Origin of the sequence: Streptococcus sp. HMSC034E03, assembly GCF_001811505.1 — a bacterium.
In the GTDB taxonomy this organism is placed as follows: Bacteria; Bacillota; Bacilli; order Lactobacillales; family Streptococcaceae; genus Streptococcus.
Genome location: NZ_KV804998.1, coordinates 5358 through 18722, shown reverse-complemented (window position 1 = coordinate 18722; position 13365 = coordinate 5358). Strand labels below are relative to the sequence as shown.

Genomic DNA, 13365 nt, shown 5'->3' with positions numbered 1-13365 from the left:
CATCTGCAACCTCAAAATAGTATTTTGAGCTGACTTCGGCAGTCTTATCTATAACCTCAAAGCAGTGCTTTGAGCAGCCTGCGGCTAGCTTCCTAGTTTGCTCTTTGGTTTTCATTGAGTATAAGGAGCTTTTTTGAAGATTCACAAGGCTGGAACTAGGGCATCGAAACTTGGGTTGCAGTTCTCTATTCCACAACCCTGTATCATAGAAATTAAAAATTAATGTGTAGAAATTGGAAAATATGGTATAATAGTTTCAATTATACTTTTTAGGAGAAGGAAAATGGAAGACCCGAGCAGTCAGGATTTGTTACTGCAATTTGTTTTATTAGTTGTTTTGACCTTTTTAAATGCCTTTTTCTCTGCAACAGAGATGGCCATGGTTTCACTTAGTCGTTCACGTGTTGAGCAAAAAGCTGAAGAGGGAGATAAACGCTATATCCGTTTACTAAAGGTACTTGAAAACCCAAATCACTTTTTATCAACAATTCAAGTTGGTATCACCTTAATTACGATCTTGTCAGGGGCTAAACTAGCCGATTCACTTGGAGAGTTGATTGCCTCTTGGATGGGAAATAGCGAGACTGCCTATGCGGTAGCTAGCTTCTTATCATTAGCTTTCTTGACCTATATTTCTATCGTTTTTGGCGAGCTTTATCCCAAGCGAATTGCTCTAAATCTTAAGGATGCCTTGGCCATCAGAACAGTACCGTTTATCATTGGTCTCGGTAAGCTTGTGAGTCCCTTTGTTTGGATGTTATCCGCATCAACTAACCTTTTGAGTCGTTTGACACCGATGACATTTGACGATGCAGATGAAAAAATGACTCGGGATGAGATTGAGTATATGCTAACTAAGAGTGAAGAAACCTTGGATGCTGATGAAATTGAAATGTTGCAGGGGATTTTCTCACTCGACGAGCTCATGGCACGTGAAGTCATGGTTCCTCGAACAGATGCCTTTATGGTAGATATTCAGGATGATACTCAAACTATTATCCAAAGTATCTTGAAACAGAACTTTTCTCGTATTCCTGTTTATGATGGTGACAAGGACAATGTAATTGGTTTGGTTCATACCAAGAGCCTCCTTAAAGAAGCCTTTGTCAGCGGATTTGACAATATCGTCTGGAAGCAAATCTTACAAGATCCACTCTTTGTACCTGAAACGATTTTTGTGGATGATTTATTAAAAGAGTTCAGAAATACTCAAAGACAGATGGCAATCCTTTTGGATGAGTATGGTGGTATGGCTGGTCTAGTTACACTAGAGGATCTTCTTGAGGAGATTGTCGGAGAGATTGATGACGAAACTGACCGTGCTGAGGTTTACGTTCATACTATTGGTGAGAATACCTATATTGTTCAAGGTACGATGAACTTGAACGACTTCAATAGTTATTTCGATGTTGAACTTGAAAGTGATGATGTAGATACAATTGCTGGTTATTATTTGACTGGTGTAGGGACTATTCCAACAACTGAAAAACTTAGCTATGAATTGGAAAGTGCAAACAAACATATTACATTGACTAATGACAAAGTCAAAAATGGTCGTGTGACCAAGCTGAAGGTTCAAATTCAAGAACTCGAATCAGAAGAAGAAACAGAATAGAACAAAAGCTTTATCAGAGCAGAACTGATAAAGCTTTTTTAGTAGTCAAAAAGAAAAGACTCCTGTAGGAGCCTTTGATAATATAGAGGCGGTAGACGGATTTGAACCGACGATCAAGCTTTTGCAGAGCCGTGCCTTACCACTTGGCTATACCGCCTTAACTTTTATTATTATACCTTTTAAATTAAATCTCGTCAATAGTTTCTTTTCTGAAAATGTAAGTTTTCCTGTTTGCAAAAGGTATGCGACAAAATATTCTGAAAATTCGTTTACTTTTTTGAGCGGTTGTGGTATAATAAGCATTATCTTATTAATTTCAAAAGAGGAGTTAAGTAATATGAAAAAAAGTCGGATTTTTGCAGTAGCAGGCGTAGCCCTACTTGCAACAGGTGTTCTCGCCGCTTGCGGTTCTTCAAAATCATCTAATGCTGAGGCTCCAAAAGCCTACGGATATGTGTATACAGCTGATCCAGAAACATTGGACTACCTTATCTCTGGTAAACAAAGTACAAAAGTTGTCACTTCAAATGGTATCGATGGACTCTTTACAAATGATAAATATGGTAACCTTACTCCTGCAGTTGCAGAAGACTGGTCAGTGTCTCAAGATGGATTGACATACACTTATAAGATTCGTAAAGGTGTAAAATGGCTCACATCTGATGGTGAAGAATACGCAGAAGTAACTGCAAAAGACTTTGTTACAGGTTTGAAACACGCAGCTGATAAGAAATCAGAAGCATTGTATCTTGCTCAAGATTCTGTAAAAGGTTTGGCAGATTATGTGGCTGGAAACTCAACTGACTTTTCAACTGTTGGTGTAAAAGCTGTTGACGATTACACTCTTCAATACACTTTGAACAAACCAGAGCCATACTGGAACTCTAAAATGTCTTATGCAATCTTCTGGCCTTTGAATGCAGAATTTGAAAAATCAAAAGGCTCAGACTTTGGTAAGTCAACAGATCCAACATCATTGCTTTACAATGGACCTTTCTTGCTTAAAGGGTTGACTGCTAAGTCTTCTGTTGAGTTTGTAAAGAATGAGCAATATTGGGATAAAGATAATGTTCACTTAGACACTGTGACGCTTGCGTTCTATGATGGTTCAGACCAAGAATCAATCGAACGTAACTTTACAAGCGGTGCATACAGTTATGCCCGTCTCTTCCCAACAAGTTCAAATTATTCTAAAATAGCAGAAACATACAAAGACAATATTTACTATACTCCACAAGGAGCTGGTATTGCTGGTTTGGGTGTTAATATTGACCGTCAAAGCTATAAATATACATCAAAAACAACTGACGAAGAAAAGACTTCTACTAAGAAAGCCCTTCTTAATAAAGACTTCCGTCAAGCTTTGAACTTTGCATTTGATCGGACATCATACTCTGCACAACTTAATGGTGAAGATGGGGCAGCCCTTGCTGTTCGTAACCTATTTGTAAAACCAGACTTTGTTACTGCGGGTGAAAAAACCTTCGGTGACTTGGTTACCGAGAAAGTTGTTTCTTATGGTGATGAGTGGAAAGATGTAAACTTTGCAGATGGGCAAGATGGTCTTTACAATGCTGATAAAGCAAAAGCAGAATTTGCTAAAGCTAAGAAAACTTTGGAAGCAGATGGCGTGAAATTCCCAATTCACTTGGATATTCCAGTTGACCAAACTGCTAAGAGCTACATTGCTCGTATTCAGTCCTTTAAACAATCTGTTGAAAAAGTTCTTGGTGAAGAAAATGTAGTCATCGACATTCAACAAGTAACAAAGGATGAATTATTTAACATCACTTATTATGCTCCGAATGCAGCAGCTGAGGATTGGGATCTATCAGGAGCTGTTGGATGGAATCCAGACTATCAAGATCCATCAACTTACCTTGATATCTTGCAAACAAGTAATAGCGAGCAAACAAAAACTTACATGGGCTATGATAATCCATCAAACCCAGCGGTTGCTCAAGTTGGTTTGAAAGACTACGACAAGTTGCTTGAAGAAGCTGGTAGTGAAACAACTGATCTTAATAAACGTTATGAGAAATATGCAGCAGCTCAAGCTTGGTTGACAGATAGCTCACTATTCCTTCCAGCTATGTCATCTTCAGGAGCGGCACCAGTTATCTCTCGTGTAGTACCATTCTCAGCCTCTTACACTCAATCTGGTGATAAAAGTTCAGATGTATACTTCAAGTACCTTAAATTGCAAGCTAACACTGTAACAACCAAGGAGTACAAAGAAGCTCGTGAAAAATGGCTCAAAGAAAAAGCTGAATCAAATGAAAAAGCTCAAAAAGAGTTAGCGAGTCATGTGAAATAAATAATGCTCATCAGAACTTTCTCTCCTAAAGGAGAAGGTTCTTTTGGGATTTAAAAGGAAATAATATGAAAAAATATGTTTTTATGCGTATCTTGCGGTCGTTGGTTTCTATTTTCTTAGTAACGACCTTGATTTACACAATCATCTATACGATGGTTCCACGGAAGTTGATCTTCAAACAAGATACTAACTACAATAAAATTGCAACAACGGCTGATAAACGTGATAACTATGAAAATACCGTTTTTGAGCGTATGGGTTATATCGAATATTACGATACGAAAGAGTTGCAGGAAAAAGCTAGTAGCATTGATTCTTCTGTTACAGTAGATGCAAATGATACAAATAAAGCTATCTATGAAAAATATATCCAACAACTTGGTAATGGTTGGACTCTAGGTGAGTTTACAGAGAGTGGACAATTCTACGCTACACGTGAAATTCCAATTTTTGAACGTGTGTTCAAATTCTATGCAAACTTGCTTGATATTGACCATACAAACAAGATTCAAGATCCAGAAAATCCAAACTTAGAGCGTTATTTGCGTTTTGAGAATGACCCTGCTATCGGCTGGTCTCTTGTGGGTTCAGGTACTAAACATAAATACCTCTTGTACTTCAATAGTCAGTTCCCATTTGTTCACCAAAACTTTGTGAACTTGAACCTAGGAGATTCTTACCCAACATACGCTAACACTCCTGTACTTCAGGTTATTACACAAGGACAAGGACAAACAAAGACTTCTGAAGTCCAATTCCCAACTGGTAAGAAAACATCATCAGTTAACATTTACTCAAGAACTTATAAATCTCCGAGTCAAGCTGATGCTCGTGAAGTAGCGAACTACGGTAAAGATGATCCATATACTGCTACTGAGAGCAACTATCAGTATCCATCTATGATTGCAAGTTCTGCTATCACTGGTTTGATTGGTCTTTCGATTTCATACGCGATTGCGATTCCTCTTGGTTCAGCAATGGCTCGTTTCAAAAACACTTGGATTGATAGTTTCGCTACAGGGACTCTAACTTTCTTGTTGGCTCTTCCAACGATTGCCCTAGTCTATATTATTCGTTTGATTGGTTCTTCAATCGGCTTCCCAGATTCATTCCCAATCTTGGGTGCTGGTGATTGGCGTTCTTATGTCCTTCCTGCTGTGATTTTGGGCTTGTTAGGAGCACCTACTATGGCAATTTGGATTCGCCGTTATATGATTGACTTGCAATCACAAGATTTCGTTCGTTTTGCTCGTGCAAAAGGTTTGTCTGAGAAAGAGATTTCTGATAAGCATATCTTTAAAAATGCTATGGTACCACTTGTTTCTGGTATTCCAGGTGCTATCATTGGTGTTATTGGTGGAGCAACTCTTACAGAAACAGTCTTCGCCTTCCCAGGTATGGGTAAAATGTTGATCGACTCTGTAAAGGCTTCAAACAATAATATGGTAGTTGGTCTTGTCTTTATCTTCACTTGTGTCTCAATCTTCTCAAACCTTATTGGTGATATTTGGATGACGATTATTGACCCACGTATTAAATTGACAGAGAAAGGAGGCAAATAATGTCTACAATTAGTAATGAAAAATTTCAGTTTGTAAAACGTGATGATTATGCCTCTGAAGCAATTGATGCTCCTGCCTACTCATACTGGGGTTCTGTCTTTAGACAGTTTTTGAAGAAGAAATCAACAGTAATCATGCTAGGTATCTTGATTGCAATTGTTTTGATGAGTTTCATTTACCCAATGTTTTCTGATTTTGACTTTAATGATGTAAGTAAGGTAAACGATTTTAGCGCTCGTTACATTAAGCCAAATGCTGAATATTGGTTTGGAACAGACAGTAATGGTAAATCTCTCTTTGATGGTGTCTGGTTTGGGGCTCGTAACTCTATCTTGATTTCGGTTATTGCTACCTTTGTTAACCTTTTTATCGGTGTTGTCATTGGTGGACTTTGGGGGATCTCAAAATCAGTTGACCGTATCATGATGGAAGTCTACAACGTTATCAACAATATTCCATCACTTTTGATCGTTATTGTTTTGACTTACTCTATCGGGGCAGGTTTCTGGAACTTGATCTTTGCCATGAGTGTAACCACTTGGATTGGTGTTGCCCATTCAATTCGTATCCAAATGTTACGTTACCGTGATTTAGAGTACAACCTTGCTTCACGTACCTTGGGAACACCAAGTTATAAGATTATTGTGAAAAACATTATGCCCCAATTGGTATCTGTTATTGTTACGAGTACGTCGCAAATGCTTCCAGCCTTTATCTCATATGAGGCTTTCCTATCATTCTTTGGACTTGGCTTGCCCATCACAGTACCAAGTTTGGGACGTTTGATTTCAGATTATTCTCAGAACGTAACAACCAATGCATATCTCTTCTGGATTCCATTGACAACTTTGGTCTTGGTATCCTTGTCCCTTTTCGTAGTAGGTCAAAACCTAGCGGATGCTAGTGATCCACGTACACATAGATAGGAGTAGACATGATAAAAGGAAAAAATGTAATTTTGACTGCTCAAGATATTGTCGTGGAATTTGATGTTCGTGACAAGATTTTGACAGCTATTCGAGGTGTCTCCATCGATTTGATTGAGGGAGAGGTCCTCGCCTTAGTTGGGGAGTCAGGTTCAGGTAAATCAGTTTTGACAAAAACATTCACAGGAATGTTGGAAGAAAATGGTCGTATTGCACAAGGTAGTATTAATTACCGTGGACAAGATTTGACAGCCTTATCTTCTCATAAAGAATGGGAAAGTATTCGTGGTGCGAAGATTGCAACTATCTTCCAAGATCCGATGACCAGTCTAGACCCAATCAAGACAATCGGAAGCCAAATCACAGAAGTTATTGTTAAACACCAAGGCAAGACTGCTCAAGAAGCTAAAGAATTGGCTATTGACTATATGAATAAAGTTGGTATTCCAGATTCTGAGAAACGTTTTGACGAGTATCCTTTCCAATATTCTGGGGGAATGCGTCAACGTATTGTTATCGCGATTGCTCTTGCCTGTCGTCCAGACATTCTTATCTGTGATGAGCCGACAACAGCTCTTGACGTGACCATTCAGGCACAGATAATTGATTTGTTGAAGTCACTTCAACACGAATACCACTTTACAACAATCTTTATCACCCACGACCTAGGTGTTGTAGCAAGTATCGCTGATAAAGTTGCGGTTATGTATGCTGGTGAAATCGTCGAGTATGGTACTGTTGAAGAAATCTTCTATGACCCACGTCATCCATATACATGGAGCCTCTTGTCAAGCTTGCCTCAACTTGCGGATGACAAAGGTGAATTGTACTCAATCCCTGGGACACCTCCATCGCTTTATACTGAATTGAAGGGAGATGCTTTTGCTCTTCGTTCAGATTATGCTATGAAGATTGACTTCGAGGAAAAAGCACCTCAGTTTGCAGTATCTGATACTCATTGGGCTAAGACATGGTTGCTTCATGAACAAGCTCCAAAAGTTGAAAAACCATCGGTGATTGCAGATTTACACGACAAGATTCGTGAAAAGATGGGCTTTACACATCTTGAGGACTAGGAGGAAGGAAATGTCTGAAAAATTAGTAGAAATTAAAGACTTAGAAATTTCCTTCGGTGAAGGAAGCAAAAAGTTTGTCGCTGTTAAAAATGCGAACTTCTTTATTAACAAAGGAGAAACTTTCTCACTTGTTGGAGAGTCTGGTAGTGGTAAGACAACAATTGGTCGTGCTATTATCGGTCTTAATGATACTAGCAAAGGTGATATCATCTTTGAAGGTAAAAAAATTAATGGTAAAAAATCACGTGAACAAGCTTCGGAATTAATCCGTCGTATTCAAATGATTTTCCAAGACCCTGCTGCAAGTTTGAATGAACGTGCAACGGTTGACTATATCATTTCTGAAGGTCTTTATAACTATCATTTGTTTAAAGATGAAGAAGAAAGAAAAGAAAAAGTTCAAAATATCATTCGTGAAGTGGGACTTTTGGCTGAACACTTGACACGTTACCCACATGAGTTTTCAGGTGGTCAACGTCAACGTATTGGGATTGCCCGTGCCCTGGTTATGCAACCTGACTTCGTTATTGCGGATGAGCCTATTTCAGCCTTGGACGTTTCTGTGCGTGCCCAAGTTTTGAACTTACTTAAGAAATTCCAGAAGGAATTGGGCTTGACTTATCTCTTTATCGCCCACGATTTGTCAGTGGTTCGTTTCATCTCTGATCGTATCGCGGTAATTTATAAGGGTGTCATTGTTGAAGTGGCTGAAACTGAAGAATTGTTTAACAATCCAGTTCATCCATACACGCAAGCACTTCTATCAGCTGTTCCTATTCCAGACCCAATCTTGGAACGTAAAAAAGTTTTGAAAGTCTATGATCCAGATCAACATGACTATGAAACTGATAAACCTTCTATGGTAGAAATTCGTCCAGGTCACTATGTTTGGGCAAACCAAGCAGAGTTGGAACGCTATAAAAAAGATTTGAAATAAGAAAGAGTTTTGTAATCTTGGTAGAACAGTTCTATTAAGATTATGAAACTTTTTTGTTTTTGCAAAAAAAACTAGTTTAAAGATAGACAACTATATACCCGAAAACATACTAATACTCAATGAAAATCAAAGAGCAAACTAGGAAGCTAGCCGCAGGTTGCTCAAAGCACAGCTTTGAGGTTGCAGATAAAGCTGACCTAGTTTGGATTTGAGTATAAGCCTAGTCTTCAATGACTCTTGGAGGAGAGACCAAAGAAGCTGTTATTCTTTGAAAGTGTATTGAATTTATACAGAATGGAATGGATAAAACTACTTTCAGATAAGCTTTTATGAATCTTCAAAATTAAAATCACTTTCTATTTAAAATATCAGTCTTGCATTGCCTTCCTTTATGTGCTAGAGTTATGGTAACGGTTACAAAATTAAGGAGGGTTTTATGAGAAATCCAGCACTAATAGAAGAAATGAAAACTTACAGAGGGCGAGATGAAGTTCCGCAAGACTTTGACGATTTTTGGGATGGGGAGATTGAGAAGGTTTCGGTCTTGCCAGATTACCAATTAGAGGAACGTGATTTTCGTATTCCAAATGTGAAGTGTTATGAGCTAACTTTTAAAGGTACACGTGATGGGCTCGTTTATGCGAGAGTGGTCTTACCAAAATCAGAAAAGAAAGTACCTGTCATTTTCCACTTCCATGGCTATATGGGACGTTGTTGGGATTGGACAGATATGTTGGCCTTTACAGTCGCTGGTTATGGTGTTGTATCTATGGATGTCCGTGGTCAGTCTGGTTACTCACAAGATGGCTTGCGCTCACCTCTCGGAAATACAGTTAAGGGCCAAATCATTCGTGGTGCAGTAGAAGGAAAAGAGCAACTCTTCTATAAGGATGTTTATCTTGATATTTATCAATTAGTTGAGATTGTAGCTAGTTTCCCACAAGTGGATGAAGGCCAATTAGCAAGCTATGGAGCTTCTCAAGGAGGAGCGCTGGCTCTGGTGGCTGCGGGGTTAAATCCACGGATTAAGCGAACCGTAGCTATTTATCCATTCTTGTCAGACTTTAGACGAGTGATAGAGATTGGAAATACTAGCGAAGCCTATGATGAGCTCTTTCGTTACTTTAAGTTCCATGATCCATTCCATGAGACTGAAGAGCAGATTATGGAAACACTTAGCTATATCGATGTAAAAAATCTTGCCCATCGTATTAAGGGGGAAGTTCGGATGATTACTGGACTTGATGACGATGTCTGCTATCCAATCACTCAGTTTGCTATTTACAACCGTTTGACTTGTGAAAAGAGTTATCGTATCATGCCTGAATATGCTCACGAAGCCATGAATGTTCATGTCAATGATCAAGTTTACAACTGGTTGTGTGGCAGTGAGATCCCCTTTACCTATGTAGGTCAATAAAGGATTAGGAAGAAGTACCCTGTGATTTTGAATGAATTACAGGGTTCTCTTCAATGTATTCAGATGGTAAGAAAGTAGTTTTAAATAGCTTGATTCTTCCAAATATTTTTGAAAGTAAAATCTATTATGGATTGATTTGACTAAAATTTGTAATATTTATTATATAATAGGTGTGATATCAATTATGGAAGGAGCAAAATCTGTTGTATTTCTTCATATAAATGGAAATTTATGTCATGCAACAGTAGTTCACAGTAAAAAGGATGGGGACTCCCATTGAACAGATCAGTTTCTTTTGCTACTTTAGCCTCGGTGGCTAAAAATTTTAAACAAAAAAGAAAGCGCTTAACTTTTTATAAAAATGGAAGGGAAAACATGAATCAGAGAAATTTTGATAGAAAACAGAGATACGGAATTCGGAAATTTGCAGTTGGAGCAGCTTCAGTAGTGATTGGAGCGGTTGTTTTTGGTGCTACTCCGGTCTTGGCCCAAGAAGCAACAACAAACAAAGAAGCAGAAACAGGAAGTCTAGCTAATCTAGATCAGAAACCTGCAGATCCAGTAACTACAGTAAGTAATAGTGGAACAGAAGTCAACCGTGAAGAGTTGCAAGCAAACCCAGGGGCTGAAAAACCAACAGGAACAGAAGCGGCAAGTGAAACTCCAGGAACAGATAGTGAAGACGAAGAAGAAGTTGGAAACATTCCTCGTGACTTTTATGCAAGAGAGTTAGAAAATGTCAATACTGTTATTGAGAAAGAGGATGTTGAAACGAATCGTGCAAACGGTCAAATAGTTGACATGAAAGAGGAGCTCGACAAGCTTAAAAAACTTCAAAATGCGACCATCCATATGGAGTTTAAGCCAGATGCGTCTGCTCCTAATTTATACAGTCTTTTCTCGGTTTCTAGTGATACCAAAGTAAATGAATACTTTACCATGGCCATCCTTAATAACACAGCTATCGTTGAAGGTCGTGATGCCAATGGAAATCATTTCTATGGAGATTATAAAGATGCTCCTCTGAAGATTAAGCCAGGTGAGTGGAACTCTGTAACCTTTACAGTGGAAAGACCAAATGCAGATCAACCCGATGGTAAGGTTCGCGTCTATGTAAATGGTGTCTTGTCGCGCACAAGTCCTAAGTCTGGTCGTTTCATCCAAGATATGCCAGATGTCAACCGTATGCAAATTGGTACATTGAAACGTACAGGCAAAAACTTCTGGGGTTCTAATCTTAAAGTCCGTAATCTAACGGTTTATGATCGTGCTCTTTCTCAAGAAGAAGTTAAAAAACGTAGCCAACTTTTTGAAAGAGGAGAGTTGGAGAAGAAACTTCCTGAAGGAGCAGAGGTTACTGATAAACTGGATGTTTTTGAAGGTGGTGAGAACCGCAAGCCAAATAAAGATGGTATCGCAAGCTACCGTATTCCAGCCCTGCTGAAAACTGATAAAGGAACCTTGATTGCTGGTGCAGATGAGAGACGCTTGCATCACTCTGACTGGGGCGATATCGGTATGGTTGTTCGTCGTAGTGATGATAAGGGCAAAACGTGGGGAGATAGAATTGTCATCTCAAATCCTCGTGATAATGAGAATGCAAGAAGAGCTCATGCGGGATCACCAGTTAACATCGACATGGCTTTAGTCCAAGATCCGAAAACTAAGCGAATCTTCTCTATTTTTGATATGTTCGTAGAAGGTGAAGCTGTCAGAGATTTACCAGGAAAAGCACCACAAGCCTATGAGCAAATTGGAGATAAGGTTTACCAAGTTTTGTACAAAAAAGGTGAAGCAGGACGTTATACAATCCGTGAAAATGGTGAAGTCTTTGACCCTGAAAATAGAAAGACAGAATACCGTGTTGTAGTTGATCCTAAGAAACCAGCCTATAGTGATAAGGGTGATTTGTATAAAGGTGAAGAACTGATTGGTAATGTCTACTTCGATTATAGCGACAAGAATATCTTTAGAGTTTCAAACACCAACTATCTCTGGATGTCTTATAGTGATGACGATGGAAAAACTTGGTCTGCACCAAAAGATATTACATACGGTATTCGTAAGGATTGGATGCATTTCTTAGGTACTGGACCTGGTACAGGTATTGCCTTACATTCAGGACCTCATAAAGGGCGTCTTGTTATCCCTGCCTACACTACAAATAACGTATCCTACCTAAGTGGTTCTCAGTCTTCACGCGTCATTTACTCAGATGACCATGGTGAAACTTGGCACGCTGGTGAAGCTGTCAATGATAACCGCCCAGTAGGTAACCAAACAATTCACTCTTCAACCATGAATAATCCAGGTGCTCAAAATACGGAGTCAACTGTTGTTCAGTTGAACAACGGAGACCTCAAACTCTTCATGCGTGGATTGTCAGGAGATTTGCAGGTTGCTACAAGTAAGGATGGCGGAGCAACTTGGGAAAAAGATGTGAAGCGCTATGCGGATGTCAAAGATGTCTACGTTCAAATGTCTGCTATTCACACTGTACAAAATGGTAAGGAATATATCGTTCTCAGCAACGCAGGTGGTCCAGGACGTTACAATGGTTTGGTACACTTGGCACAAGTGGAAGCTAACGGAGATTTGACTTGGCTCAAGCACAATCCTATTCAAAGCGGTAAATTTGCTTATAACTCCTTGCAAGATCTTGGAAATGGTGAATTTGGTTTGCTTTATGAGCATGCAACTGCCACTCAAAATGAATACACCTTGTCTTATAAGAAATTCAACTGGGATTTCTTAAGCAAGGATAGAATTTCTCCAACAAAAGCAACTGTGAAAAATGCTGTAGAGATGAGCAAAAATGTCATCGCTTTAGAATTTGATTCTGAAGTATTGGTGAATCAGCCACCAGTTCTTAAACTGGCAAATGGGAATTTTGCTACCTTCTTGACGCAGTATGATTCAAAAACCTTGTTATTTGCAGCTAGCAAGGAAGATATTGGTCAAGAAATTACAGAAATCATTGATGGTGCCATTGAGAGCATGCATAATTTGCCTGTAGGTCTTGAAGGTGCAGGAGTCCCTGGTGGGAAAAATGGCGCAAAAGCAGAAATCCATGAAGTTCCAGAATTTACAGGCGCAGTCAATGGTGAAGGTACAGTTCATGAGGATCTAGCCTTTGAAGGTGGCGTCAACGGTGAGGAAGCAGCCGTTCATGACGTGCCAGCCTTTGAAGGTGGTGTGAACGGCGAAGAAGCAGCTGTTCATGAAGTTCCAGAAATAGAGGTTGAAGAAAATCCACCAGGAACTATTAACGAAGTCCCAGAATTTGAAGGCGGTGTGAATGGTGCTGAAGCAGCAGTCAATGAAGTCTCAGACTTCGAGGGTGGTGTGAACAGCGAGGAAGCAGCCGTTCATGAAATTCCAGAATATATTCCAGTGGAAACTTCAAAAGGACAAGCGGCGGTTCATGAAATCTCAGCATTCGAAGGTGGTGTCAATGGCGAAGAAGGAGCTAAGGCAGAGAGTCCAGAGTTCGAAGGCGGTGTGAATGCAGT

8 protein-coding genes and 1 tRNA gene are annotated in these 13365 nt (G+C 39.3%); 8 read left to right on the top strand and 1 reads right to left on the bottom strand.

All coding sequences use genetic code 11. The features are described 5' to 3' along the window. Positions 1–283: 283 nt before the first annotated feature. A complete protein-coding gene (locus HMPREF2805_RS09005; protein ID WP_075232236.1) occupies positions 284–1615 on the top strand; it encodes a hemolysin family protein in 1332 nt (443 codons plus the stop codon). 86 nt (positions 1616–1701) lie between these two features. Here the strand turns inward: HMPREF2805_RS09005 and HMPREF2805_RS09000 are convergent. Further along, a tRNA-Cys gene (locus HMPREF2805_RS09000) sits at positions 1702–1772 on the bottom strand. Positions 1773–1952: 180 nt separating this feature from the next. Here HMPREF2805_RS09000 and HMPREF2805_RS08995 point away from each other — a divergent pair. From HMPREF2805_RS08995 to HMPREF2805_RS08965, 7 genes are all read left to right on the top strand, one after another. Beyond that, the gene (locus tag HMPREF2805_RS08995) at positions 1953–3932 is read left to right on the top strand and encodes a peptide ABC transporter substrate-binding protein (protein WP_075232235.1); all 1980 of its coding nucleotides are present in this window, start codon (positions 1953–1955) and stop codon (positions 3930–3932) included. A gap of 65 nt (positions 3933–3997) precedes the next feature. Beyond that, complete coding sequence (locus tag HMPREF2805_RS08990; protein ID WP_049528232.1) at positions 3998–5494, top strand: ABC transporter permease; 1497 nt, start codon at positions 3998–4000, stop codon at positions 5492–5494. After that, positions 5494–6420 (top strand): oligopeptide ABC transporter permease OppC, encoded by a 927-nt coding sequence (gene oppC, locus HMPREF2805_RS08985; RefSeq protein ID WP_049528229.1) that lies wholly within the window; start codon positions 5494–5496, stop codon positions 6418–6420. The genes HMPREF2805_RS08990 and oppC overlap by 1 nt, the downstream gene beginning before the upstream one ends. An 8-nt stretch (positions 6421–6428) precedes the next feature. Then, a complete protein-coding gene (locus HMPREF2805_RS08980) occupies positions 6429–7496 on the top strand; it encodes an ABC transporter ATP-binding protein (protein WP_075232234.1) in 1068 nt (355 codons plus the stop codon). Between the two features lie 10 nt (positions 7497–7506). After that, positions 7507–8433: an ATP-binding cassette domain-containing protein gene (locus HMPREF2805_RS08975; RefSeq protein WP_049502741.1), complete on the top strand. Its 927-nt coding sequence runs from the start codon at positions 7507–7509 to the stop codon at positions 8431–8433. Positions 8434–8869: 436 nt separating this feature from the next. Continuing rightward, a complete protein-coding gene (locus tag HMPREF2805_RS08970) occupies positions 8870–9853 on the top strand; it encodes an acetylxylan esterase (RefSeq protein ID WP_075232233.1) in 984 nt (327 codons plus the stop codon). 375 nt (positions 9854–10228) lie between these two features. Then, the coding region (locus HMPREF2805_RS08965; protein ID WP_075232232.1) for an SIALI-17 repeat-containing surface protein at positions 10229–13365 on the top strand (3137 nt) is incomplete at its 3' end.